The organism is Anaerostipes sp. MSJ-23, assembly GCF_018918155.1.
Taxonomy (GTDB): domain Bacteria; phylum Bacillota; class Clostridia; order Lachnospirales; family Lachnospiraceae; genus Anaerostipes.
Genome location: NZ_JAHLPY010000003.1, coordinates 173,287 through 196,275, shown reverse-complemented (window position 1 = coordinate 196,275; position 22,989 = coordinate 173,287). Strand labels below are relative to the sequence as shown.

30 protein-coding genes and 2 tRNA genes are annotated in these 22,989 nt (G+C 35.8%); 4 read left to right on the top strand and 28 right to left on the bottom strand.

All coding sequences use genetic code 11. The features are described from left to right. Positions 1-199 precede the first annotated feature (199 nt). The 6 genes from KQI71_RS04595 to KQI71_RS04570 form a co-directional block, all read right to left on the bottom strand. Positions 200-285, bottom strand: a tRNA-Leu gene (locus KQI71_RS04595). A gap of 4 nt (positions 286-289) precedes the next feature. Further along, positions 290-371, bottom strand: a tRNA-Tyr gene (locus tag KQI71_RS04590). Positions 372-438: 67 nt separating this feature from the next. Further along, on the bottom strand, positions 439-2,289 hold the full coding sequence (ftsH, locus tag KQI71_RS04585; RefSeq protein WP_216434508.1) for an ATP-dependent zinc metalloprotease FtsH: 1,851 nt from the start codon (positions 2,287-2,289) through the stop codon (positions 439-441). After that, on the bottom strand, positions 2,279-2,803 hold the full coding sequence (gene hpt / locus KQI71_RS04580; protein ID WP_216434506.1) for a hypoxanthine phosphoribosyltransferase: 525 nt from the start codon (positions 2,801-2,803) through the stop codon (positions 2,279-2,281). Before hpt ends, ftsH begins: the two co-directional genes overlap by 11 nt. Beyond that, positions 2,748-4,130 (bottom strand): tRNA lysidine(34) synthetase TilS, encoded by a 1,383-nt coding sequence (tilS, locus tag KQI71_RS04575; protein WP_216434503.1) that lies wholly within the window; start codon positions 4,128-4,130, stop codon positions 2,748-2,750. The genes hpt and tilS overlap by 56 nt, the downstream gene beginning before the upstream one ends. 31 nt (positions 4,131-4,161) lie before the next feature. Then, the gene (locus KQI71_RS04570) at positions 4,162-5,562 is read right to left on the bottom strand and encodes a SpoIIE family protein phosphatase (RefSeq protein WP_216434501.1); all 1,401 of its coding nucleotides are present in this window, start codon (positions 5,560-5,562) and stop codon (positions 4,162-4,164) included. A 105-nt stretch (positions 5,563-5,667) separates the two neighbouring features. Between KQI71_RS04570 and KQI71_RS04565 the strand changes: the two genes are divergently transcribed. After that, positions 5,668-6,471, top strand: a complete 804-nt coding sequence (locus KQI71_RS04565) for an MBL fold metallo-hydrolase (RefSeq protein WP_216434499.1) — start codon at positions 5,668-5,670, stop codon at positions 6,469-6,471. 133 nt (positions 6,472-6,604) lie between these two features. Here the strand turns inward: KQI71_RS04565 and KQI71_RS04560 are convergent, their stop codons facing one another. The 6 genes from KQI71_RS04560 to KQI71_RS04535 form a co-directional block, all read right to left on the bottom strand. Beyond that, positions 6,605-6,874, bottom strand: coding sequence for a septum formation initiator family protein (locus tag KQI71_RS04560; RefSeq protein ID WP_253287926.1), 270 nt, complete (start codon positions 6,872-6,874; stop codon positions 6,605-6,607). Between the two features lie 4 nt (positions 6,875-6,878). Beyond that, the gene (gene yabQ / locus KQI71_RS04555) at positions 6,879-7,352 is read right to left on the bottom strand and encodes a spore cortex biosynthesis protein YabQ (protein ID WP_216434497.1); all 474 of its coding nucleotides are present in this window, start codon (positions 7,350-7,352) and stop codon (positions 6,879-6,881) included. Beyond that, positions 7,352-7,639 (bottom strand): sporulation protein YabP, encoded by a 288-nt coding sequence (gene yabP / locus KQI71_RS04550; protein ID WP_216434495.1) that lies wholly within the window; start codon positions 7,637-7,639, stop codon positions 7,352-7,354. Before yabP ends, yabQ begins: the two co-directional genes overlap by 1 nt. Before the next feature lie 85 nt (positions 7,640-7,724). Beyond that, on the bottom strand, positions 7,725-7,964 hold the full coding sequence (locus KQI71_RS04545) for an RNA-binding S4 domain-containing protein (protein WP_216434493.1): 240 nt from the start codon (positions 7,962-7,964) through the stop codon (positions 7,725-7,727). Between the two features lie 79 nt (positions 7,965-8,043). After that, entirely contained in the window at positions 8,044-8,319 is a 276-nt protein-coding gene (locus KQI71_RS04540) for an HU family DNA-binding protein (protein ID WP_216434491.1), read from the bottom strand. Positions 8,320-8,442: 123 nt separating this feature from the next. Next, a complete protein-coding gene (locus tag KQI71_RS04535) occupies positions 8,443-8,847 on the bottom strand; it encodes a MazG family protein (protein ID WP_216434489.1) in 405 nt (134 codons plus the stop codon). Positions 8,848-8,933: 86 nt separating this feature from the next. On the opposite strand from KQI71_RS04535, the gene KQI71_RS04530 reads away from it, so the two are divergent. Next, on the top strand, positions 8,934-9,770 hold the full coding sequence (locus KQI71_RS04530; RefSeq protein ID WP_216434486.1) for a CvfB family protein: 837 nt from the start codon (positions 8,934-8,936) through the stop codon (positions 9,768-9,770). Between the two features lie 15 nt (positions 9,771-9,785). After that, a complete protein-coding gene (locus KQI71_RS04525; protein WP_216434484.1) occupies positions 9,786-10,703 on the top strand; it encodes a CPBP family intramembrane glutamic endopeptidase in 918 nt (305 codons plus the stop codon). 52 nt (positions 10,704-10,755) lie between these two features. Here KQI71_RS04525 and KQI71_RS04520 read toward each other — a convergent pair whose 3' ends face one another. The 3 genes from KQI71_RS04520 to KQI71_RS04510 all read right to left on the bottom strand — a co-directional run bounded on the left by KQI71_RS04520 (position 10,756) and on the right by KQI71_RS04510 (position 12,625). Then, the gene (locus KQI71_RS04520; RefSeq protein ID WP_216434482.1) at positions 10,756-11,511 is read right to left on the bottom strand and encodes a glycoside hydrolase family 25 protein; all 756 of its coding nucleotides are present in this window, start codon (positions 11,509-11,511) and stop codon (positions 10,756-10,758) included. Then, positions 11,489-12,223, bottom strand: coding sequence for a class B sortase (gene srtB, locus KQI71_RS04515; RefSeq protein ID WP_216434480.1), 735 nt, complete (start codon positions 12,221-12,223; stop codon positions 11,489-11,491). The genes KQI71_RS04520 and srtB overlap by 23 nt, the downstream gene beginning before the upstream one ends. A gap of 147 nt (positions 12,224-12,370) precedes the next feature. Next, a complete protein-coding gene (locus KQI71_RS04510; RefSeq protein ID WP_216434477.1) occupies positions 12,371-12,625 on the bottom strand; it encodes a transcriptional repressor in 255 nt (84 codons plus the stop codon). A 335-nt stretch (positions 12,626-12,960) separates the two neighbouring features. Here KQI71_RS04510 and KQI71_RS04505 point away from each other — a divergent pair, with 335 nt between their 5' ends. Further along, a complete protein-coding gene (locus KQI71_RS04505) occupies positions 12,961-13,359 on the top strand; it encodes a metal-dependent transcriptional regulator (RefSeq protein WP_216434475.1) in 399 nt (132 codons plus the stop codon). A gap of 82 nt (positions 13,360-13,441) precedes the next feature. Here the strand turns inward: KQI71_RS04505 and KQI71_RS12690 are convergent, their stop codons facing one another. The 13 genes from KQI71_RS12690 to KQI71_RS04445 all read right to left on the bottom strand — a co-directional run bounded on the left by KQI71_RS12690 (position 13,442) and on the right by KQI71_RS04445 (position 22,720). After that, the gene (locus KQI71_RS12690) at positions 13,442-13,576 is read right to left on the bottom strand and encodes a hypothetical protein (protein WP_256442115.1); all 135 of its coding nucleotides are present in this window, start codon (positions 13,574-13,576) and stop codon (positions 13,442-13,444) included. Between the two features lie 3 nt (positions 13,577-13,579). Next, on the bottom strand, positions 13,580-13,747 hold the full coding sequence (locus tag KQI71_RS04500) for a FeoB-associated Cys-rich membrane protein (protein WP_216434473.1): 168 nt from the start codon (positions 13,745-13,747) through the stop codon (positions 13,580-13,582). Positions 13,748-13,813: 66 nt separating this feature from the next. Then, a complete protein-coding gene (gene feoB / locus KQI71_RS04495; protein ID WP_216434471.1) occupies positions 13,814-16,000 on the bottom strand; it encodes a ferrous iron transport protein B in 2,187 nt (728 codons plus the stop codon). A gap of 52 nt (positions 16,001-16,052) precedes the next feature. Continuing rightward, positions 16,053-16,277: a FeoA family protein gene (locus KQI71_RS04490; RefSeq protein ID WP_216434470.1), complete on the bottom strand. Its 225-nt coding sequence runs from the start codon at positions 16,275-16,277 to the stop codon at positions 16,053-16,055. Positions 16,278-16,365: 88 nt separating this feature from the next. Beyond that, a complete protein-coding gene (locus KQI71_RS04485) occupies positions 16,366-16,578 on the bottom strand; it encodes a FeoA family protein (RefSeq protein WP_216434467.1) in 213 nt (70 codons plus the stop codon). 258 nt (positions 16,579-16,836) lie between these two features. Next, positions 16,837-17,124 carry a DUF2325 domain-containing protein gene (locus KQI71_RS04480; RefSeq protein WP_216434465.1) on the bottom strand — a complete coding sequence of 96 codons (288 nt, stop codon included), beginning with the start codon at positions 17,122-17,124 and terminating at the stop codon, positions 16,837-16,839. A gap of 79 nt (positions 17,125-17,203) precedes the next feature. Then, positions 17,204-17,635, bottom strand: a complete 432-nt coding sequence (locus KQI71_RS04475) for a flavodoxin (protein ID WP_216434463.1) — start codon at positions 17,633-17,635, stop codon at positions 17,204-17,206. A gap of 54 nt (positions 17,636-17,689) precedes the next feature. Continuing rightward, positions 17,690-18,301 (bottom strand): DUF3793 family protein, encoded by a 612-nt coding sequence (locus tag KQI71_RS04470; RefSeq protein ID WP_216434461.1) that lies wholly within the window; start codon positions 18,299-18,301, stop codon positions 17,690-17,692. Between the two features lie 174 nt (positions 18,302-18,475). Next, positions 18,476-20,209, bottom strand: coding sequence for a molecular chaperone DnaK (gene dnaK / locus KQI71_RS04465; RefSeq protein ID WP_216434460.1), 1,734 nt, complete (start codon positions 20,207-20,209; stop codon positions 18,476-18,478). 14 nt (positions 20,210-20,223) lie between these two features. Continuing rightward, on the bottom strand, positions 20,224-20,973 hold the full coding sequence (locus KQI71_RS04460) for a J domain-containing protein (RefSeq protein WP_216434458.1): 750 nt from the start codon (positions 20,971-20,973) through the stop codon (positions 20,224-20,226). Then, positions 20,957-21,811: a DUF5685 family protein gene (locus KQI71_RS04455; protein WP_216434456.1), complete on the bottom strand. Its 855-nt coding sequence runs from the start codon at positions 21,809-21,811 to the stop codon at positions 20,957-20,959. Before KQI71_RS04455 ends, KQI71_RS04460 begins: the two co-directional genes overlap by 17 nt. 6 nt (positions 21,812-21,817) lie before the next feature. Beyond that, a complete protein-coding gene (locus KQI71_RS04450) occupies positions 21,818-22,243 on the bottom strand; it encodes a zinc-ribbon domain-containing protein (protein WP_216434454.1) in 426 nt (141 codons plus the stop codon). 12 nt (positions 22,244-22,255) lie between these two features. Continuing rightward, a complete protein-coding gene (locus tag KQI71_RS04445) occupies positions 22,256-22,720 on the bottom strand; it encodes a MarR family winged helix-turn-helix transcriptional regulator (RefSeq protein WP_216434452.1) in 465 nt (154 codons plus the stop codon). Between the last annotated feature and the right edge of the window lie 269 nt (positions 22,721-22,989).

The following is a 22,989-nucleotide window of genomic DNA, read 5'->3' as shown; positions in this document are numbered from 1 at the left end:
ACATGGATGATTTCTTAAATGAAGATAATCTCGATGATGATTTTGGTGAAGAAGGTTTTTATCTCTTCTAATTCCATGATCATTTATTTGTCTTGCCCACTTTTACGTGAGCTATTTTTCATTGGAAAGGAGCCAAAGGCGAACTTTCCTATAAAGAAAAAAAGTACTTCAGACAATAAATCTGAAGTACTTTCTATTATGCCGCAGACCGGAATCGAACCGGTACTCGATTTAACTCGAACAGGATTTTAAGTCCTGCGCGTCTGCCAGTTCCGCCACTGCGGCTAAATGGTGGGAGAAGGATTCGAACCTTCGAAGGCGTTGCCAACAGATTTACAGTCTGCCCCCTTTGGCCACTCGGGAATCCCACCAAGCATTTACCTGACAATTAAAGATTATACTGTATTGTCAGGCAAATTGCAAGTCTTTTTTTAATTTTTATTCAAAAAGTGACTCAAATTCTGAACGATCAATTCTTTCTTTCTCAAGAAGACGTCCCGCACACTTGTGTAAAACGTCTATATGTTCCTCAATCATTGCTTTTGCATCCTGATAACACTTGTTCACAATTCTCTTGACTTCATGATCAATGATTGTCTGTGTTTCCTCTCCATATGGTCGTTGCTGACCAATTTCTTTTCCAAGGAATACCTCATCACTTTCCCCATTATCATAATTGATTAATCCAAGTTTCTCAGACATTCCGTACTGTGTCACCATAGCTCTTGCATATTGAGTTACCTGTTTAATATCCTGAGATGCCCCTGTTGTAACATCATCAAAAATTAATTCTTCTGCAATACGTCCTCCAAGACTTACCATAATCGTCTGAATCATTTTGCCTTTTGTCATAAAGACATTATCATTTTCTGGCAATGGCATAGTATATCCAGCTGCACCTGTTCCTGTCGGAATAATCGATACCGTATAAACTGGACCTACATCAGGAAGCAAATGGAATAAAAGTGCATGACCTGATTCATGATATGCCGTAATGCGTTTTTCTGTCTCTGGAACGATACGACTCTTCTTCTCCGTTCCAATTCCAACTTTGATAAATGATTTATCAATATCTTCTTTTGTAATATAAGCTCTATTATCCTTCGCTGCATGAATGGCTGCCTCATTCATCAGATTTTCAAGGTCCGCTCCTGCAAAACCTGCAGTTGTTCTTGCAATCTCATGAAGGTCTACATCATCTCCAAGAGGTTTCTGTCTGCAATGTACCTTAAGGATCTCCTCTCTTCCCTTAATATCAGGGCGTCCTACACCGACTTTACGATCAAAACGTCCTGGTCTTAAGATCGCTGGATCCAAAATGTCAACACGGTTTGTCGCTGCGATCATAATAATTCCTTCATTGACACCAAATCCATCCATCTCAACTAACATCTGGTTTAATGTCTGCTCTCTTTCATCATGTCCACCGCCAAGACCAGAACCTCTTCGTCTTGCAACCGCATCAATCTCATCAATAAAAATGATACATGGCGCATTTCTCTTTGCCTCCGCAAACAAGTCACGAACACGTGCTGCACCTACACCAACAAACATTTCCACAAAATCTGACCCAGAAATACTAAAAAATGGAACATTCGCTTCTCCTGCAACAGCCTTGGCAAGTAAAGTTTTACCAGTTCCCGGAGGCCCCACAAGAAGAACTCCCTTCGGAATTCTAGCTCCAATTTTCATAAACTTTCCTGGATTTTTCAAAAATTCTACAACTTCTTCGAGTTCTTCTTTTTCTTCATCCAAGCCAGCAACATCATGAAATGTTACTTTCTTTCCATTTGGATTATTTAATTTTGCACGACTCTTTCCAAAATCCATCATTTTTCCATTGCCGCCACCACCATTTTGGCGCATCATCATAATCATAAAGAACACAACAACGCCTAATGGAAGAAGAATTCCAAGCAAGTTAGAAATCAATTCTCCACTTCGATTAATTCCTTTAATGTTAACTTTATTCACAAGTTTTGGTGAATCTGCCTTAATATCTTTGATCGTTTGATTCACATCCGTAAGCTCACAATTTTTATAACTATCATCCTTATAATAAGCAGTCAGTTTTCCTGTTGGTACTTCTTTATTCTGCTCGATTGTAACACTTACAACCTTTTCTGCCTTTACATCATTCAGGAATTTCTGATAGGAATAATCATTTCCCCCCATATGAAAATTACTTGCCACATAATAAATTCCAATAACAAGCAAAATCAAAATAATCAGAAATCCATTGCTGCTCTTTCTTGAGTTCAAATTCCTGTCTCCTCTCTTATTCGTCATCCTCCGCTATTCCTACATAAGGAAGATTACGGTATTTTTGCGCTATGTCAAGTCCATAACCAACAACAAATTCATCCGGAATATCAAAACCAATATATTCCACATCTACATCAACTTCACGACGATCCGGTTTACTTAACAGAGTACAAAGTTTTAAAGATGCTGGCCCTCTGCTTAAAAGCATCGGTTTTAAATGATTTAATGTCTTTCCAGAATCAATAATATCTTCCACAACGAGTACTTCTTTTCCTGCAATTGGTTCATCCAGGTCTTTTGAAATTTTTACAATTCCTGAAGATTCTCTGGAATTCCCATAACTGGAAACAGACATAAAATCAAGTGTTACCGGAATCGTAATCCTCTTTGCAAGCTCACAGGCAAAAAATACACTTCCCTTTAAGATTGCAATTAAGTGAATTTCTTTTCCTTTATAATCTTCACTGATTTTTGCCCCCATTTCAGCAATTCTTGCATTTACTTTTTCCTCTGAAATTAACTCTCTGATCTTTGGCATTTGTTTTTTCTCCTTCTTTTATAAACTTTAGTTTTAAATATCGTTTCGTATTCTCCGAAACTTTATAATAGCTGCTGATCCTCCGACCGATAATCCATATAATGTGGCTGCCATCTGCCACCAACGGAATCGTATCTCTTTGATGTCTCGGAATTTTTTCGTCAATAAAATACCGGCTTAAAGATTTTTTCTTGGCATCTGGTCCAAATGTAAAAAAATCTCCCGGTTCTCTGCAGCGTAATCGTATACCTTTTTTTATTTTATCATAATCAATGATTTGGATACAATCTTTTTCCTCTATATTTCCAAAATCGTTCGTCTCCTCTTGCAAAAGTTCCCCAGAAATTGCAGAATTATCATAATTTTTCTCCTGATATAAAAGAATCATCTGATAACTTTTCTCAGCGATTATCCCATAAGGAAGGGAAATCCGTTTTCCAGTTTCTTTTTTTGTCAGATCTAACAATTCAAAAATATGGCGTTTCTCCAAATCTTTTTTCTTTCCTGCCAATTCCTCCATTGCCCGCTTTATGACTTGTTTTTGAATCCAAGAATGCTCTCTCTCAAGCTTTTCAATATCTAATAGAAAACTTCTATTCTTCTTTATAACCACATACTCGTAAGCATTTTTGATATTTTCTTTTAAATATCCCATGACTTCCTGTATATCTTCTGTCAGAAAACAAATATGCTCTACTGTTTTTTCATTGATTTTTTCAAGTCTTGGCATCACTTGATTTCTAATCTGATTCCTGGCATATGTATCATCTGCATTTGTTGCATCTTCTACCCATGTTTGTCCTATTTGTACTAATTCTTTTTTAATTTCCTGTTTTGTCATTGATAATAATGGCCGAATCACCGGAAAATCTGCTGCTTTCATTGCCCCAGCACCATCAATTCCTGTTCCTCTTGAAACTCGAAATAAAAAAGTCTCTGCTTGGTCATTTTTATGATGGGCTACTGCAATTTTCCCTTGAAGTTCTTTTTGCTTTTTGTAAAAAATATCATACCTTGCCTTTCTTCCTGCCTCCTCTATCGACAGTTTTTCTTTTTGAGCAAGTCCTTTTACATCAACGCAAAACACTTCACATGAAACTCCAAGTTTTTTGCATAAATCTTGCACAAACCACTGATCTCTTACAGCTTCCTCTCGAATTTGATGATTAATATGCACTGCCGTAATCGATAAATCTTTCTCTTTTTGCAAACTACACAAAACCCGAAGCAGATAAACAGAATCTGCACCACCAGAAACACCTACGATAATGTGATCTCCTGTTTCTATTAATGATTTTTCTTCAATAAATGTCTTTACTTTTTCCATACCTTAACTTTATCATTCTAAACAAATTTATTCAATACTTATCCCATATTCCAAGAACAAGAATCGTCTGATCATCTTTTTTCTCATATCCATCCGTCGACACAATCTTCTCAAATAGCTCTTCAGCAAATGCCTGTGGTCGAATGGAGCGAATTTCCTTCATATATTCTACAATGGTTGCGGTTGCATCTTCTCCGATGGAATCCAAAACTCCATCACTTAGCTGTACTAAAAGATCTTCACTTTCCATTTTTTTTCTATAAAACGGGAGCTCTTCTTCTATAGGAAGTCCTGCAATTAGCTCTTCCATTTCTAAAACTTCCACTTTCCCTTTTCGTTTAAAAAAAGATGGACACGCACCAATTTTTAAAAAAGTTCCGACGCCGGCTGATAAATCCATCTGAAAATAATCAAGTGTTGCATACTGATCTTTTTTTTGCTGAAAAATAGACATAGACCTTAGGAGACAAATTGCTTGTGACTCTTTCATTCCAACTCCAAGAAGTTCCTCAAGCATTTCTATCGTTTTACGACTCTGCTTTCCTGCTTCTTTTCCGACTCCCATTCCATCAGAAATCATTGCAACATATTTTCTTTCTCCGATATTTCCCATCGAAAAACTATCTCCATTGGTCTGACCTTCTATCGCTGGTTTTGTAACAATTCCCCCAAGAATATGAAATTTTACTGCTGGCGTAAATCCAAGCATTTCATAACGATTTCCAATAATCTTTTTTTGTCCAGGAATCAATTGCATTTTTCTTTGCAGACAATCAGATAAGAGAGCTGCTACCTGCCTGGATGTCATTTCTTTTCCCCTTTTTTTCTTCAAGAACAAATAAATCTGTTTGCCATTTTCATGATTTTCATAAAAATAAATTTCTCTTACTTTAATCGAACTCTTTGCAAATCCATGAAAAATTTTTTCATAAATATCCTGATTTTCTTTTGATAAATGAAATCCACCTTCAGAAAATTTTCCAAGCATTTTTCCAGCTTCCATATATTGCCGTCCTACCATACGCTGAAGCTGAACAACCCCACGTCTTAGCGATTCCAAAAATAATTCTCGCTCATAAATACGATTGATTTCATCGACAAAATCCTGCTCCCTGCGACAAGAATGACAACTTCTAAAATTTGCCACACTTAAACCACCTTGTGCTTCCATTAACTTTCCAAGCCGATCTTTGTCTTCCATTGTAAAATGGCAATAATATTTCTCATGGCATCCGACACATTCTTTTAAAACTGCACTTTCCACTATCTCTCTCCCAAGACGTCCTTGCTCTTCTTCTTCCTCGCAGTCATAAAATAACTTTCCTGCAGTCATCAAACATTGCTGTATTTCTTTCATATGATAATCAATCATCTCCTGAAATTCCAAAAATAATCGATTTTCTTCTTCTTCTTTTTTTCTTACAATTTCCATACACAATCCCTCCTTGCGCCTATCATAAATATTTTTCATAAAAATTTTTGTCGATATAATGCAAAAATATCGTATAATTAAGAAAAAACATAAAAAGGAGTTCTCATGGAAAAATTAATTGTTCTTGGTACTGGAAATGCCCAGGCTATTCACTGCTATAACACATGCTTTGCCATGAAAAAAGGAGAAGAATATTTTCTTGTAGATGCTGGAGGTGGAAATGGAATTTTATCTGCTCTTGATCAAGCTTCCATCCCTCTCGAACACATCCATCATATTTTTGTTACTCATGCTCATAATGACCATATTCTAGGAATGGTCTGGATGATCCGGATGATTGGAACAGCGATGAACAAAGGGACTTATAAAGGAAATTTAAATATTTACTGTCACAAAGAATTGGAAGATACAATTAAAACACTCACACGCCTAACCGTTGGCAAAAAATTTCATAAATATTTTGATGATCGCATGTTATTTCACATTGTTAAACATAAAGATCAAAAAGAAATTCTCGGTGATCTGTTTACTTTTTTTGATATCGAATCAACAAAAGAAAAACAATTCGGTTTCTCTCTGCAAATGGAACAAGGCATAAAACTGGCATTCCCAGGAGATGAACCATATCATGAAAGTCTTTTTCCTTTTATTGAAGGATCCGATTGGCTTCTTCATGAAGCATTCTGTCTTTATCGTGACCGAGATATTTTCAAACCATATGAAAAACATCATAGTACCGTAAAAGATGCCTGCCAGTTGGCACAACAATTAAATATTCCAAATCTTGTTCTATGGCATACCGAGGATAAAGATATCGCACATCGGCAGGAAAATTATCAAAAAGAAGGGCTTGCATTCTACACTGGAAACTTATATGTTCCACAAGACCAGGATATTTTAACATTCTAATCTTAAATTTAAAAAGGTAAGAGACGAAGAATTCTTTCTCCGCCTCTTACCTTGAAAATTATATGAGTGTATTCACAGTTTCATGATATACCGATTAACCTGAAATTTCAATCTTTTTCGTACATTTTCTCTGTTATTCTTTCGGTTTTAACAAATATTCATCCGGATACAACAAACCAAATTTTTCTGTTGCTGTTTTTTCCACAAACTCTCTTGTTTTTATATACTTTTTCTTCTCTTTCAATTCTTGTTTCTTTTTCTTTGCTTTCCGGATATCAGCCTCTACTTGTTTCTGTTCTTTTTCTAGTACTTTTGATTTTTGATGCAGACGAGTATATCCACAAAAGACACAAATAACAAAAAGCATTACCATAAATGTAAGAACTTTTGTTCTTTTTTTCATTCGTCTAAATTTCCTTTTTCTTCTCACTCTGATCACCTCTTTTGTTTGCTCTCCTCAGTACCATTTTAATATCATTCTTCTCTCTTTTCAATTTCCATCGAATTCGAATTCTGATATGTACAAATGGAGCTGCTATTTTCTGAAAGCTCCATACTATACTATTTCGTATTTTTTCAAATAAAAAGCTAGAAATCTTCACTGTATAAATACTAATTTTTTTATAATAAAAAATCATTCCAATTCCTAATCCAAAGAAGAAAAATCCCCTCAACTGTCCCTGATTGTACCAACATAAAAATCGGAAACTTGCTACACCTGACAGGAACCAGAAAATCATATCCTCCAGCATAACGAAAAAACGATGATGTATCCATACTCTCCGAAATCCACGCATAATATCATACCCAAGCAGTAAAATACTTCCAAATAAAACAGAGGCGAAAAAAAAGAACAATTGTCCGATCACTGCTTCTTTCATTATCTAAACAACCTTCCAAGAAACCCTTCTTTTGTTCCCTTTGACTCTTCCATATCCGAATACAAAAAGCTATCCACTTTTCCATCAATCTCCACCTCACCTTTTTCCACTAACAGGCGTTTTACATGGAGATTAACTCCCTTAATCATCAAAAGTCCCTGTTCTGTATCTAAAATGATTTCATTTAAATCAAAAGATACAACATCTCGAACACCAGTAATCACACCAAGGGATCTGTTTAAAAGACTGATCTTATGCGTCTTTAAAGGTTGTCTGTCTTCGATCATATCTGTTTCTCCTTCCACTTTAATATACGGAAACGCTTATGTCCTCTCCAGGGTATATTTTATGAAAAGATTTAAAAAAACATGCTTATAAATAACGATATAAATCTGCTACTTGATCTTTTTTTACAGTATCCATAACAGCTAAAACTTCAACAGAAACTTCTTTATTTCCAAACTGGATATCAATACGATCTCCTGGTTTTACATTTGTTCCTGCCTTGGCTACTTTCCCGTTAATACTGACACGACCTGCATCACATGCATCATTAGCAACGGTCCTTCTTTTGATCAAACGTGAAACTTTTAAAAATTTATCTAAGCGCATATATACCTCCTAAAAACTCAAAAGCTGCCGGTTCTTAAACGAGAAACCGACAGCTGTAAAAATTAAATGAACTTCTTAACTATTCGTTTACAATGTCTTTTAAAGCTTTTCCTGCTTTAAATTTTGGTGCTTTAGAAGCAGCAATTTTCATAACTTCACCACTACGAGGATTTCTTCCTTCTCTTGCAGCTCTCTGTGTTACTTCAAATGTTCCAAATCCAACTAACTGGATTTTTTCACCTTTTTTAAGCTCTTCAGCTACGACATCTGTAAATGCCTTTAATGCCTTTTCTGCATCTTTTTTAGACAATTCTGTTCTTTTTGCAATTGCTGCAACTAATTCTGTCTTGTTCATTTATTATTCCTCCTAATCTCAATCCAAACATATTTATCTATGCTCTTGAATTTGCATAAGCTAATCCTATAGTTTTTTGTCCTGTTTGTCAAGTAAAAAATATACGAAAACCTTGATTTTATGCTACTTTGCCTTCTTTTTGAGTTGTTTTTCCTGACGTTTAATTTCTTCCCAGTTCAAAAGGAGCTCTTCCTCATCCTGAAACTGTATCCCACCAAAAACATGAGGATGCCTACGTATCATTTTCTGGCAAATTCCAGTAATCACATCATTTATATCAAACTTTTTGTTTTCCTCTCCGATTCTTGCATGCATAACTACTTGAAGCAACACATCACCAAGTTCTTCCATTAAATTTTCCATGTCATTTTTTTCAATCGCCTCTACTACTTCCTCACTCTCTTCCCTAAGACATGGAATCAATGTCTTATGTGTTTGCTTTTTATCCCATGGACATCCATGCTCTCCTCGAAGTTCCTCTATGATTTTTACTAATTCATCAAAAGAATACTGTTCTTTTATTTCCATAACAATTCCTCCTGTCGTTATTTTACCACAACCTAAGGAAACTATGATATACTGTGATAAGAATAATTACAGAAAGAGGAGAAACAATGATTCAATTAGGAAAATTTCAAGATTTATATATTGTAAAGAAAAAAGACTTTGGTGTCTATGTCAATGACAAAAAAGATGTTACCGAAGGAAGTATCCTACTTCCCGCAAAGCAAGTACCAGATGGTGCCTCTATTGGAGATCAAATTTCATGTTTTGTCTACAAAGACTCTGAAGATCGTCCAATTGCCACTGTTCACATTCCTAAAATCACACTTGGCGCAATCCGTCCACTTATGGTAAAGGAAGTAGGATCTATTGGTGCATTTCTTGACTGGGGACTGGAAAAGGATCTTTTCCTTCCATTTAAAGAGCAGCTCGGAAGAGTTCGTGCAGGTAAAGAATATCTTGTTTCTTTATACATCGATAAAAGTTCTCGTTTATGTGCTACAATGAAAATCGGACAACTTTTATCTCAGGATCATTCTTATCATGTCAATGACTGGGTTATGGGAACAATTTATAATATTCATCCAGAATATGGAGCATTCGTTGCTGTAGAAGACCAGTACCTTGGACGAATTCCTAAAAAAGAGATCCATGAGAAAATCTCCATCGGTGAACAACTTCATCTTCGTATTACAAAAGTTGCTCCAGATGGCAAACTGGAATTAAGCCCTCATGAAAAAGCTTATCTTCAAATGGACCGTGATGCAAAACTTGTCATGGATACGATTGATAGTTATGATGGTCGTCTTCCATTTAATGATAAGGCAAAACCAGCCGTAATTGAAAGAGAACTCGGACTTAGCAAAAATGCTTTTAAACGAGCCGTCGGTCGCCTTTTGAAAGAAGGAAAAATCACTATTACCAAAACAGGCATCATCAAAAAATAAAGGAGATGTTTTCGTATGAAATATTTTCAATCGACCGGATTTTTTTGCTTGTTGTATCTTGGCGTCTTTTGGTGTTTAAGTTTTGGGGTCTCCATCTTGATTCCAAACTCGCAGATCACGAATGCTATCGTATATGTTGGAATCGCTCTATGCGGCATTTTATTTACCATAATCAGTGGAAAAGACATCAAAAAGACATTACGTCTTCATAAAATGCATGTTGGTTCCATAATTCTTGTGATTCTTATGTCACTTACGATTCGTCCATTTGCCTCACTTATCAGCCAAATGGGCACGATGATTTTTCAGGATATTACAACATCTTCCATCAATCGCCAGCTTTCCAACGGATTAATTCCTGCTTTGACCACTATGGCATTCCTTCCTGGTCTTGTAGAAGAAATGACTTTCCGTGGAATTATCTACTCTGGACTTCGAAAAGCAAATCCTATCAAGGGAATTTTACTATCTGCATTGTTTTTCGGACTTGCGCATATGAACTTTCAGCAATTTTGTTATGCTTTCTTTCTTGGACTCGTTTTTGGACTCGTTATAGAAGCTACCGACAGTATTTTTTCTACGATGCTGATGCATATGTGTTTTAACGGACTTTCAGTTGCTATATCATATATAATGTACCATTCAGGAACCTTGTCAAAGATTTTAAACTCTTCGACAGTAGCACAAACTACAACTTGGGATTCTGTCATTATATTAATCCCATCTGCTTTTTTAGGAGCTGTTTTGAGTATTCTTCTGTTCCTTGCGATTGCTAAACTCAATGGAAGACTTGGTTATATAAAAACTTGGTTTTCAAAAGATATCCGTAAAACATGGCCAAAAGAAAAAGCATCCAGTATTTCTTACTGGATTGCTATTGGCATTTGTATTTTTATTGCTTTCATTATAGAAGTTGCAGGACAATTACATTAATTTTGATGGAATCATCCATTTAATGATAAGGAGCTGGAAATTCCAGCTCCTTTCAATATTTTACTCGGTAATAACTAACATCACAATGTCCACTTTTTGTATTTGCTCCTGGAATCGATGCTTTACATGTATACTGCCACATTTGATAAGAGAACGGAATTGCAGGAATTATTGCCTCTGTATAATGTGCTACCCATATTTTATAACTTTTTATTTTACTATAATCAAAATAATTTCTAAGAGCATATGCCTGTGAATAAATCATTGGTGTGTAGCCGGCTTTTTTTATTTCCTTACAAAATGTTACTGTAATTGCCGTCACATTTTTTCTTCCTGTCTGAAAAACACTTTTTTCTTCTATGTCAAGTGCAACCGGCAAATCTAAATCAGATGGTTTTATCTGATGTTTTTTTAAAATAGAAATACAATGCTGTGCCTCTTTTTTTGCATCATCTATATTTTTTGCATAAGAATAATAATAAACGCCACGATAAATGGAAGCATACTTTGCATTCCGAGCATTTACTGCAAACTTCTTATCTTCACTCCCCCTATGATTCCTATCAATCCCTGATCCTATTTTCAGCATCGCATGATTAATCTGTTGATCTTTTACTTTTTTCCAGTTGATTGTACCATTATAAAACGAAACATCGATCACTTGAATTTTTCCATTATGTACCTTTGTCGTAATTGGCCAACCAATATTACGAATTTCCCATAGTACTGCTATCACTATAATAATAGTCAAACCTCCTATAATTGCTATTATCCATTTTTTTATCTTATTTCTTCGTTTCCATTTCATATGTTCTTTCACTTTCTACAGCATGAACAAATGTCCGATTGTCTTTTCTTTCATAACTACATGTTACAAAAGTATAAAGATGGTTCGGAATTCTTTTGTACGCTGTTTGTTCTAAAATCTCACTGCTTCTTTGTATTTTTTCCATATATTTTTTCTTCTCTTTCCGACTAGAAAAGTCAATTGGAATCTGTGCACCAGCTGCAGGTTTTGCATATGCAGAAATAATTTTTAAACGAAGTTTATATTTTGGAGTATACAAAAAGATATAAGGATGTTTTTTTACAAAAGAATTTTCTCGTAATTTCATAAGATCTGCAAACATGGATCCATTACGCATATGATGTCCATAAATCACATTATTATCAGAAGTAAAATCTTTTTTCCCTTTTGCATCCATAAAAATAGATCCCGAAGCATTCTTCCTCCCTTGAACTGTTTTATGAAGATATTCTTGATTATTTTTTCCTTGTACAATTGGATAATCAATCCTAGTTCCTTCTATATAAATCCATCCTATAATATCTGGATTTATCTTTTTTAATTTTTTAAAATCAATTCCTGATTTTTCCTTCTTTTCAGTAATTTTTCTAATTTCCCGATATTCATGATCTGCTTCCTTATAAGAATAAAGAGACTGATACAACTTCCACCCACTATAACAAAAAACTACAGCACATAAAAAAAATAAGATTGTCCATATTGTTTTTTTCACAAACGCTCTCTCCTTTCTTTTTTTATTATAAACAAAAAAGTATTTGATTTCATTGAAAGAAACCAAATACTTTCTTAATTTTTGCTTTGTTTTGTTATGTATGGATCTAATCTTAAACAAACAGTCTCATCTGTCTGTCATACCAGACTAAGAAGGCAATTCTATCTCGTCTCTTACACGGAAGACACATCTGCGCTCCATAACACCGACTTCTTCCAATGTTGTCATCATACGATAAACAGTGGCCATTCCAATCGTAGGATCTCGCTTAACTGCTTCATAATAAATTTCTTTGCAGCATTCCCACTGACCATTTAATATAACATCCAGAAGAATCTTTCTCTGCTGGGTAATTCTTTTTCCATTTTTTTGTAATGCTTTTTCTACTTGTTCTTGACTCATGATCTTACACCCTGTCCTTTGTTACATAATGGACGGATAAAGCCTATGGCATGTCACTCTATCCGTCTATCATGTTCCATCATTGATTATTAAACTATATAAGGATCGATGAGTTAGTCTCATCTAATTCACTTATAGGTTAGCATTGTCTAACCAATTTGTCAACTATTTTTCTCAATTTTTTTGTATTTTTTTTGTATATTTATCTACCAACATTTTTTCTCAAATACCACGGATTGAAAACACCTTGTTTTTATGCTAAAATTACATAGAAACAGAATGAAGGAAGTATTGCACTGTACGCAAAATATGATTTAATCAAGGAGGAATCTTTTTTGAAAGTACAAGAATCCGCTGAAAATTATTTAGAGACTATTCTTATCCTGAGCCAGACAAAAGGAGCAGTTCGCTCGATTGATATCGTGCACAAACTGAATTTTTCCAAACCAAGCGTCAGTGTCGCTATGAAAAATCTTCGTCAGGCTGATCTCATTATCATGGATAATGATGGATTTATTTCTCTGACAGATGCCGGACGAAAAATCGCAGAAACTATTTATGAACGACATCAGGTTTTATCTACCATGCTCGTTAATCTCGGTGTACCAACTGAGATCGCAACAGAGGATGCATGTCGCATGGAACATGTAATTAGCCCTGAAAGTTTTGATGCAATTAAAGAACATCTGCGTTCTCAGGAACATCTAAATACATTAAAAAAAGATAACAATTAAAAAAGATGCTTTGGAAACTTTTAGGAAGTGACCAAAGCATCTTTTTTCTTTTACAATTTCTATACTATCATTTTTCTTTTCTCTATTTTGAAGAATCTCCACGATTTTTTAATTTTTTTTGAATAAATTTATAAATCTGATAAGCTGAAACTCCAACGATATAAAGAATGATAAAAATTGCAAATGCATAAAACATAGAACCTGTTGAATTTCCCATAAGCTATTTCCCTTTCTTGTGTGAGTGCTTATTAAAATCCGTATGGCTGCTACATCCAGAGCATCCGGCACAATCACCGCCACACCCACCTTTTTTCTTAATCAATCGAGTATAAATGATATAAGCACAATATCCTACAATCAAAAGTACAATAACAATATTTGCCAGCATGCTTCTCCCTCCTTTGAAAATAAGAAGCCGGATGCATCGCACCCAGCTTCCTTATTTTAATATCTATTATTCCTGAACGGATCTCTTAGCATAAACTTTTTGATCTTTATATGGATCTGGTCTGAACAGTAAATATAACATTACAATCAATAATACGATACCTACAACAGTTCCAACACCGAAAGATCCGCCTGTTGCAAATGTTCCTAACTGATATACAATCAATGTAACAACATAAGCGAATACATTCTGGAAAAGAATTGCGAACCAGAACCATTTTCTAGATTGCATTTCTTTTGCCATTGTAGAAATTGCTGCAAGACAAGGAGAATCTAACAGGTTAAACAGTAAGAATGAGAAGGCTGCAACGGAAGTTGGGAACCACTGTCTTACCGCCTGTGCTACTGTTACTGCATCTTCGGAAGCGTCTCCTGTTACATTTGCAAGGACACCCATTGTAGATACAATAGATTCTTTTGCGGAGAATCCTGATAAAGAAGATGCAACTGCCTGCCAGTTATCAAATCCAAGTGGAGCAAAGATTGGTGCGATAAATCCACCGATTACAGCTAATAAACTGTCTCCACTGTCTTCTACGATTCCAAAGCTTCCATGTGTAAATCCGAATCCACTTAAGAACCACATTACAACGCATGCAAGGAACAGAATTGTTCCAGCTTTGATGATGAATCCTTTTAATCTTTCCCATACATGAAGCAATACTGTCTTAGCAGATGGAATATGATACTGTGGAAGTTCCATTACGAATGGAGCTGGTTTTCCAGAAAATGGTTTTGTTTTCTTTAAGATAATTGCTGCAACTAATACGGCTACAATACCAACGAAGTACATGATTGGTGCCATAAGTCCACCAGCTTCATAGCTTCCTGTTGCATAACTTGTCATAACACCACCCATCATGGCAATAACTGGAAGTTTTGCACCACAAGGGATAAATGTTGCTGTCATAATTGTCAGTCTTCTGTCGTTGTCCTGTTCAATGGTCTTAGATGCCATAATACCAGGGATTCCGCATCCTGAAGAAATCAGAAGAGGAATGAAAGATTTTCCTGATAATCCAAAGTGACGGAATACACGGTCCATAACGAATGCGATACGTACCATATAACCACAATCTTCAAGGACAGATAAGAAGAGGAATAAGATTGCCATCTGAGGAACGAATCCAAGAACAGCTCCTAATCCACCGATAACACCATTAACAACGAGATCATTGATTAAATCACTAGCACCAATATTTGTCAAGAATCCACTGACAGCCGGCTGAATGATTTCTCCGACAAAGGTATCATTTGTCCAGTCTGTTACAAGAGTACCAATAGTTGTTACAGAAATATAGTAAACAACAAACATGATTGCGATAAAGATTGGAATACCAAGAATACGGTTTGTTACGATACGGTCAATCTTATCTGATACTGTTAATTTTGCTCCACCTTTTTTCACAGTTGTTGATACAACTTTCTGAATAAATTGATAACGTCCGTCTGTGATAATACTTTCCATATCATCATCCTGGGCCTTTTCAATTTTCTTTCTGTTTTCTTCAACAACAGCTGCTCCGGAACCTGCAAGACCTGTACTTTCTACAATCTTGCTGTCATTTTCCAGGAATTTAACTGCATACCATCTTTTTTTGTCTTCTGTAATCGATGTTGGAAGTACATCTTTTACTCTTGTAATTGCAGATTCAATTTCCTTTGAGAAGATCTCTTTTGGAAGATCTACAGTCTTTTTCTTTGCAACGCGGATTGCTTCGTCAACAACTTCGTCAAGACCTTCATTTTTCAATGCTGATGTCTGAACAATTGGACAATCCAGTAACATGGAAAGACGCTCAATATCAATCTTAATTCCACGTTTTTCCAACAAATCTGCCATATTTAAAGCGATAACAACCGGTACACCAGTTTCAATCAGCTGTGTTGTCAAATATAAGTTACGTTCAATATTTGTCGCATCTACCAAGTCAATAATGACATCTGGATTTTCATTTAAAAGGAAGTCACGACTAACCACTTCCTCCAAAGTATACGGTGATAAAGAATAAATACCAGGAAGGTCAGTGATCGTAATATCTTCACCTTTTCTCTTCCCCTTTAGTTTTCCTTCTTTTTTTTCAACGGTAACTCCCGGCCAGTTACCAACATACTGGTTGGCTCCTGTCAGGGCATTGAACATGGTTGTTTTACCACAGTTCGGATTACCCGCAAGCGCGATATTAATAGCCATTTTTTCTTTTTACCTCCCTTGGACTTACGTCCATTTTCATGTAAAGTCTTTCCTATGCCTCTTTTACTTCTACGCACTGAGCGTCGTTCTTTCTTACAGAAAGCTCATAGCCTCTTACTGTAATTTCAACAGGGTCACCTAAAGGTGCCACTTTACGGATATAAAGCTCACTTCCTTTTGTGATTCCCATATCCATGATACGACGTTTGTAAGCACCATCGCCACTAATTTTTGTTACGACAACAGTTGTTCCTACCGCTGCATCTCCTAAAGTCATGCTGCTATCTCCTTTCTTAACATTCTATCTATTCCATTCCGATGAATTTTATGTAATAAAAAATGAGCATCAGAATAATATAACAAGCCTATACCATAATATGCTTTGCCATATCCTTATTAATCGCAACTCTAGAGTCTTTGATATTTACAATCACATTTCCTCCGATTGCTGATACAATTTCAACTTCTGTTCCTGCTACAAATCCAAGATTTTCCAAGAATCTTCTTGTTTCGTCATTTCCACCGACTTTTTTGATCTCACATCTTTCGCCGATTCCGACCATCATCAAAGGCATCATCTTTTATCTTCTCCTTCGTAAATATACTATTTTTGGGATTAGTTATTGCTAACAAATATTAGTTTTTCCTAACAAAAGTTAGCATTTTCTAACCATTGCTACCTTGTACCATAGCAGATTATTTTTTTTCTGTCAATATCTCTCTGTCATATTTTTTTAAAAGAAACAATCTTATTTTTATGATTACAATAAAAGAAGAACCTTTCCCTGTGGAAGGATTCTTCTTTAACTGCAATCATTTTTTCTGTACATAGATCTTCACACTGCTTTACATCTTTCTTCTAAAATTTCTGTTAATGCCGCCTGACTGCTTGTATGACATCTTACAATTTCAATATTTTTATTTTTTGCCTCTGCGACCGCACATTTTACCATTTTATGAGATACCGTATTCGTAAATAACACAACCAAATCTGGTGTTCCTATCTTTTTATTCAATGCAGATGGCATTTGAGTAAATACCTTTGCTTTACACTTATGTTTCTTGCATATCTGTTTGTACTGACAAACCATACGGTCATGTCCCCCAATAATTACCACACTCATAATTTTCTCCTTTTCATTCTATCTAAAGTTTCAAGTAAGGCTGGATATTAAACATATCCAGCCATTATTTTTTTCTTAATTATAAAGCTGCAAGCTCTTTTCCAAGACCTTTTAATGCTTCCTGTGCATCATCATCTGGTGCTTCCTGACAAATGGCATCTTCTCCACCATATACAGTAGCTCCTGCTTCTTCCATCTGGTCAACCCAATTGCGCATCCATTCTCCATCTCCCCATCCGTAAGATCCGAACAGTCCAATGTTTTTTCCTGTAGCAAATCCTGTTACTTCTTCAACAAATGGTTCCATTGTGGATTCTTCCAGTGTTTCCACTCCCATAGATGGGCATCCAAGTGCAAATACTGGTGCGTCTTTTAAATCTGCAGCGCTAATTTCATCAACAGAAACAACTTTTGCATCTTTTCCACCTTCACGGATTCCTTCTGCAACATATTCTGCCATTTCCTGTGTATTTCCTGTTCCTGACCAGTATGCAACCACGATTTCGCTCATTTCCATATCCTCCTTGCGAACATTTTGTTTTTTTGTTTGATGTCGTTGTTATTGTCATGCGTAACTTGGAACCCTGTATCTGCTATAGCTTTCCATGATCTCTTTAAGAGATTTCCCGTATTCTACCTGCTTCACCATCTGATAACGGATCAGATCGTAAGCATCAAAAAGTTTTTTTGTATTGGATAAATTTCCGTAAATTTTCCAATATCCGGAATACAGGTAATCCTGACCATGATGTTGTATAAAGCCCAAAACATCACATAGAGGATATCCTAGAATTAAGCCAAGCTCGTGAGGGAACTCTTGTGCACCATTTCGATAAGAATGATACCGTCCCCTTAGTGCATGAAGAATGTCTTTTAACTGAAAGGATGAATATCCACAGTCCCTTAAAAATTTCTGATGCTCTGGTTTCATTAAATATTGCTGAACGTCCCATTCGCGATATAAAAGCCATAAGCATTTTCCAGATCCTGCATAAATTAATGCACATTTGATTTCACTCCCCTGAAAAGTTTCCACCAATTCTCTAGAATCTTCAAGATTTAAAGTAACTGTATTGGATGGTTTGATTCCTGCAAATACAGGACCACAATGCATTGCAATCTGCATTTGCATATTTTTTTTCCACTTTACCTGACTTAATTCCAATCGATACCTCATCTGGTTCCTCCTTTAGGTTAGTCCTGACTAACTAACTACCTGTATCATACGCTATCTTTTCCAAAATGTCCATAGGAAAAAGCGAGAAGTTTTATCAATTAAAGTATTCCTTGCTTGAAAGGAATTTAAACTCCTACTAAGATAAACTTCCCGCTTTTATTTCTTTTTATGCATTTACCATATTATCTGATCTAGTGCATCCTTTGCTTCTCGAATCCGTTTCCCATCTTCCTCTGTAATATTCTGAGGTTTGATATGTTTCATCGTTTTCTGAAGATTTTTCATTGCTGTTTTTATATTTGATTTTTCTTCTCTCGATAATTCTTTTTTCTTTTCTGCTAGATACTGCTGTCCTTTATAAATACTTCTTTCAGCTTCATTGTAAATATCAATCGCTTCTTTTTTCTCTTGGTCCTGATTTTCATAAGTTTTTGCTTCCTGCATAGCACGTTCAATATCTTCATCCGATAAATTCGAACTTGATGTAATCGTAATGGATTGTTCTTTTCCCGTTCCAAGATCTTTCGCTGAAACATTTAAGATTCCATTGACATCAATATCGAAAGTAACTTCTATCTGCGGCACTCCGCGCATTGCCCTTTTAATTCCTTTCAATCGGAAATTTCCAAGAAGCTGATTATCTCTTGCCATTGTACGTTCTCCTTGGAGAACTTTGATATCCACGGCCGTTTGAAAATTAGCTGCTGTTGTAAAAATCTGACTGTATCTTGTTGGAATTGTTGTATTTCGCTCAATCAGCCTTGTAGCAACTCCTCCTGCTGTCTCAATTGATAAAGAAAGTGGTGTAACATCCATCAAAAGAATCTCATTTAATCCTGATTCTCCAGCCATTTTTCCTCCCTGAATAGCTGCCCCAAGAGCAACACATTCATCCGGATTCATATTTCGACTTGGCTCTTTTCCAGTCAGTTCTTTTACTTTATCACAAACGGCTGGCATTCTTGTGGACCCTCCAACAAGAAGAACCATATTTAATTGAGATGCCGAAATTCCTGCATCTGACAATGCCTGATGCACAGGGCCAGATGTTCTATCAACAAGATCATCCGTTAATTCCTGAAATTTAGCACGATTTAATGTCATATCCATATGTTTTGGTCCATCTGAGGTTGCTGTAATAAATGGAAGGTTGATCTGAACAGTCATAGCAGTAGATAATTCTTTTTTGGCTTTTTCTGATTCTTCCATGATTCTTTGAACAGCTGTATGATCCTTGGATAGATCAATTCCCTCTTGTTTTTTGAATTCTTTTAACAAATAATCTACAATTCGCGCATCAAAATCGTCTCCTCCAAGATGATTATCACCTGCAGTTGCAAGAACTTCTACGACACCATCCCCAATTTCAATAACAGATACATCAAAAGTTCCTCCTCCAAGATCGTAAACCATGATTTTTTGGGATACTGACTTATCGAGGCCATACGCCAATGCTGCTGATGTTGGTTCATTAATAATACGTTCCACTTTTAATCCAGCAATCTTTCCGGCATCTTTTGTTGCCTGCCTTTGTGCATCACTAAAATATGCCGGTACCGTAATAACCGCACGATCTACTGTCTCACCAAGATACGCCTCTGCATCTTTTTTTAATTTTTGAAGAATCATTGCTGATATTTCCTGCGGGCTATATTTTTTTCCATCAATTTTTACCCTGCGATCTGTTCCCATCTGTCGTTTTACCGATGCAACGGTACGTTTTACATTCGTTACTGCCTGGCGTTTTGCCGGCTCCCCAATTAATCGTTCTCCATTCTTAGAAAATGCAACAATCGATGGTGTTGTCCTTTGTCCTTCACTATTTGGAATAACCACCGGTTTTCCACCTTCCATAACTGCTACGCAGGAATTTGTTGTTCCCAAATCAATTCCTATGATCTTGCTCATTGTTTTTTCCTCCATTATCTGTAATACGGTCCTCCACAGCAGAATCCACCGCCTCCACAGCAGATATTACATGCAAGATTTAACAAGCACAGCTTCATGCACCAGTCACCACCGGTTGCATAAGGACTGCTATATGTCTGCTGACGTTGCTCATACCAGCTACCATTTCCATTTAGTTGGTTATATAATGCCTGATATTCCATATTTCCAGGTTCCATTTCCGTTGCTTTTCTGGCATGTTCCATAGCTGTCACATTATTTCCAAGCCCTGCATTTGCACAAGCGCTGTAATAATACCATCTACCATCTCTTTTTGAGATTTCCATGCCATCCAGCACATTTCTTGCTTCCTGATAATAACCATTACGAACATAATTTCCAGCAGCCCGTAAATGGTTATCTTTTTCATATCCTGTACTCGTGTTTTGCTGACCGCCTCCATAATAGCTTCCGCCAAAACCACCAAACCCAAATTCTCGGAAAATATCTTCATATGGATTACCTTGCTGCGTATATTGGCCACCTTGTCCACCATATGAACTTCCCTGTGGACCTCCATAACTACTTTGACTGTAACCTTGCGTTTTTTCCTTCATCACTTGTTGATAAGCCTGCTGGATTTGTTTAAATTTTTCCTCCGCTGCCTTTGGATTATCCAAATTCGCATCTGGATGATATTTACGACTTAGCCTTTTATATGCTTTTTTAATTTCTTCTTCCGATGCATCTCTTGACACACCAAGAATTTCATATGGATCTACCATTCTTTTCTCCCTTTTTTTCTTCTCTTTTGGCCCGTACTTGTTCAAATCGATACCATACTCCAGAATACAGAATATTCCGTAGGATCTCAATGTGATCAATCAACGGAAGCTGTTCAAATGCCCTGGAACATTCTGCCATCATCATTGTCAAAATCTGATGACATTTTTGATCAAAATCTGGTTTCTGATACATAGAACGAAATGGATTATAATTTTCTTCTTTTATGTCATCTTCTATATCCTCATAAGCATCCATCAAATAAACAAATTTTCCAAGATAAAAACCAAACCTTGTAAGAAGTTCTTCCCATTCATCTTTTCGATACAACATAATTTCTGCCATGATCTTACCAAACAACCCAGACATCTCATCCAAATTTTCATTGCCTTTTTTTTCTTCTTCAGATAACTGTCTTAATAATTGTTCGATCTTATTCCACTTTTCACGGTAAAAATTTCTTGAAAATCCGCTTTTTTTGTATAACATTTTTGCCGTCAGAAGTTTTTTGTATTTATGATCATCCTGCCAGTCGTCTTCACATTTGTAATACGATAATAAAACATTCATATGTGCTGCATAATCCGTGATATCGTTTATTCTCGTTGGATGTTTTTCAAAAGGATGCGCGATACACTTTGTCACACCAATCTGTGTTTCTGGTTCATATAGACTCGTAAGCATCAGTACAACAAATGTCATATCATAAGTCAATGTCATCTGCCCGATCTTTCCATAATGCTTCTTAAGCTTCCTGCAAAGACCACAGTAAAATCCATGATATACATCAAATTCCTTAAATTTCATTTCTGGTTTATTCACAATGATGTAACCGAACATGTTGTATTAACTCCTTTTTATAAATGTTCTTCCACATTTTGGACAACGAATTTCTATTTTTCCTTTTCCTCTTGGAATACGAATTTTCTGTTTACAATCCGGGCAAGTATAAATATGATATTTTTTTCTCTGCTTCATAAGATTTTGCTGTGTTGAAAAAAAATTCCGGATATTTCTTGTTTTTTCAAGGAATCTCAAATTTTCCTGTGAACGTTTATAAATATTTTTTGAAAACATTCGAAAATAGCTATAAACAATTAAAATAAGTGCAATCCAGTAAAAAACTCTCCCAAGAGAAAATACCCCTGCAATATAAATTCTTCCTGTAAACAATGACAATATAATTGCCGCAATAAATACCTTCATCAGGAAACGGCTCAGATCATCATATCCGTACCTTCCCTGCATAAACTGATTCCATTTTTCTCTCATAATCAATCTCCTTTATATCTTTAACTCAAATTTTGTTTCCTCAAGAAATGCCTCTGCAACTCGATTCCAGAGTCTTAAAAGTTCCTCCATATCTTCTTGTCCCACCCGCTTCGTCACATGATCAAGCAAACGATTCATTTGACTTTCTGTTTTATCATAAATCTTCTGTCCATTTTTTGTGATTTTCACAATCGTATTTCTGCGATTGTGCGGATTTACTTTCCGAAGAATATATCCTTTTCGTTCCATTCCTCCGAGCATTCTCGATACTGCCGGGGAAGAAATATCCAATGCCTCCGCAATCGAAGACACTTTCATTCCTTCGATCTCTTTTTCTTGAATTTGTTTGGAAAGAAGATCCAACATATAAAATTCTTCTCTCGAAAGTTCCTGTAAATAAGCAGATAAATCTATACGAATCATTTTTCGAAATAATACAAGAAGCTCATGTTCCATATTTTTCTCTTTTGTTTTCATTTTTCACCTCTGTTTTCAGATAGTTAACAATGTTATCAATCGTATAGAAAAGAATACAGCTGACACTTCAAAATGTCAATGAAGAGACTATGAACAATTTATAAAAAATAAAAAAACAATCTTTGAGCAGCACGCTTTTTGTTTGATTCACACATAACAGTACTCACGTGTTCATATAGCTGCTCTCTGATTGTTTTTTTCATTTCGCTGCGGTAACACAATCACTTATTGAATTCATGTTTTAGAAATAAACAGGCATTTAAATCCAG

Excerpts from the sequence above, each read along its gene's own strand:
- ftsH (WP_216434508.1), bottom strand. The coding sequence starts at position 2,289 with ATGACGAATAAGAGAGGAGACAGGAATTTGAACTCAAGAAAGAGCAGC.
- hpt (WP_216434506.1), bottom strand. The coding sequence starts at position 2,803 with ATGCCAAAGATCAGAGAGTTAATTTCAGAGGAAAAAGTAAATGCAAGA.
- tilS (WP_216434503.1), bottom strand. The coding sequence starts at position 4,130 with ATGGAAAAAGTAAAGACATTTATTGAAGAAAAATCATTAATAGAAACA.
- KQI71_RS04570 (WP_216434501.1), bottom strand. The coding sequence starts at position 5,562 with ATGGAAATTGTAAGAAAAAAAGAAGAAGAAGAAAATCGATTATTTTTG.
- KQI71_RS04565 (WP_216434499.1), top strand. The coding sequence starts at position 5,668 with ATGGAAAAATTAATTGTTCTTGGTACTGGAAATGCCCAGGCTATTCAC.
- KQI71_RS04560 (WP_253287926.1), bottom strand. The coding sequence starts at position 6,874 with ATGAAAAAAAGAACAAAAGTTCTTACATTTATGGTAATGCTTTTTGTT.
- yabQ (WP_216434497.1), bottom strand. The coding sequence starts at position 7,352 with ATGAAAGAAGCAGTGATCGGACAATTGTTCTTTTTTTTCGCCTCTGTT.
- yabP (WP_216434495.1), bottom strand. The coding sequence starts at position 7,639 with ATGATCGAAGACAGACAACCTTTAAAGACGCATAAGATCAGTCTTTTA.
- KQI71_RS04545 (WP_216434493.1), bottom strand. The coding sequence starts at position 7,964 with ATGCGCTTAGATAAATTTTTAAAAGTTTCACGTTTGATCAAAAGAAGG.
- KQI71_RS04540 (WP_216434491.1), bottom strand. The coding sequence starts at position 8,319 with ATGAACAAGACAGAATTAGTTGCAGCAATTGCAAAAAGAACAGAATTG.
- KQI71_RS04535 (WP_216434489.1), bottom strand. The coding sequence starts at position 8,847 with ATGGAAATAAAAGAACAGTATTCTTTTGATGAATTAGTAAAAATCATA.
- KQI71_RS04530 (WP_216434486.1), top strand. The coding sequence starts at position 8,934 with ATGATTCAATTAGGAAAATTTCAAGATTTATATATTGTAAAGAAAAAA.
- KQI71_RS04525 (WP_216434484.1), top strand. The coding sequence starts at position 9,786 with ATGAAATATTTTCAATCGACCGGATTTTTTTGCTTGTTGTATCTTGGC.
- KQI71_RS04520 (WP_216434482.1), bottom strand. The coding sequence starts at position 11,511 with ATGAAATGGAAACGAAGAAATAAGATAAAAAAATGGATAATAGCAATT.
- KQI71_RS04510 (WP_216434477.1), bottom strand. The coding sequence starts at position 12,625 with ATGAGTCAAGAACAAGTAGAAAAAGCATTACAAAAAAATGGAAAAAGA.
- KQI71_RS12690 (WP_256442115.1), bottom strand. The coding sequence starts at position 13,576 with ATGGGAAATTCAACAGGTTCTATGTTTTATGCATTTGCAATTTTTATC.
- KQI71_RS04500 (WP_216434473.1), bottom strand. The coding sequence starts at position 13,747 with ATGCTGGCAAATATTGTTATTGTACTTTTGATTGTAGGATATTGTGCT.
- feoB (WP_216434471.1), bottom strand. The coding sequence starts at position 16,000 with ATGGCTATTAATATCGCGCTTGCGGGTAATCCGAACTGTGGTAAAACA.
- KQI71_RS04490 (WP_216434470.1), bottom strand. The coding sequence starts at position 16,277 with ATGACTTTAGGAGATGCAGCGGTAGGAACAACTGTTGTCGTAACAAAA.
- KQI71_RS04485 (WP_216434467.1), bottom strand. The coding sequence starts at position 16,578 with ATGATGCCTTTGATGATGGTCGGAATCGGCGAAAGATGTGAGATCAAA.
- KQI71_RS04480 (WP_216434465.1), bottom strand. The coding sequence starts at position 17,124 with ATGAGTGTGGTAATTATTGGGGGACATGACCGTATGGTTTGTCAGTAC.
- KQI71_RS04475 (WP_216434463.1), bottom strand. The coding sequence starts at position 17,635 with ATGAGCGAAATCGTGGTTGCATACTGGTCAGGAACAGGAAATACACAG.
- KQI71_RS04470 (WP_216434461.1), bottom strand. The coding sequence starts at position 18,301 with ATGAGGTATCGATTGGAATTAAGTCAGGTAAAGTGGAAAAAAAATATG.
- dnaK (WP_216434460.1), bottom strand. The coding sequence starts at position 20,209 with ATGAGCAAGATCATAGGAATTGATTTGGGAACAACAAATTCCTGCGTA.
- KQI71_RS04460 (WP_216434458.1), bottom strand. The coding sequence starts at position 20,973 with ATGGTAGATCCATATGAAATTCTTGGTGTGTCAAGAGATGCATCGGAA.
- KQI71_RS04455 (WP_216434456.1), bottom strand. The coding sequence starts at position 21,811 with ATGTTCGGTTACATCATTGTGAATAAACCAGAAATGAAATTTAAGGAA.
- KQI71_RS04450 (WP_216434454.1), bottom strand. The coding sequence starts at position 22,243 with ATGAGAGAAAAATGGAATCAGTTTATGCAGGGAAGGTACGGATATGAT.
- KQI71_RS04445 (WP_216434452.1), bottom strand. The coding sequence starts at position 22,720 with ATGAAAACAAAAGAGAAAAATATGGAACATGAGCTTCTTGTATTATTT.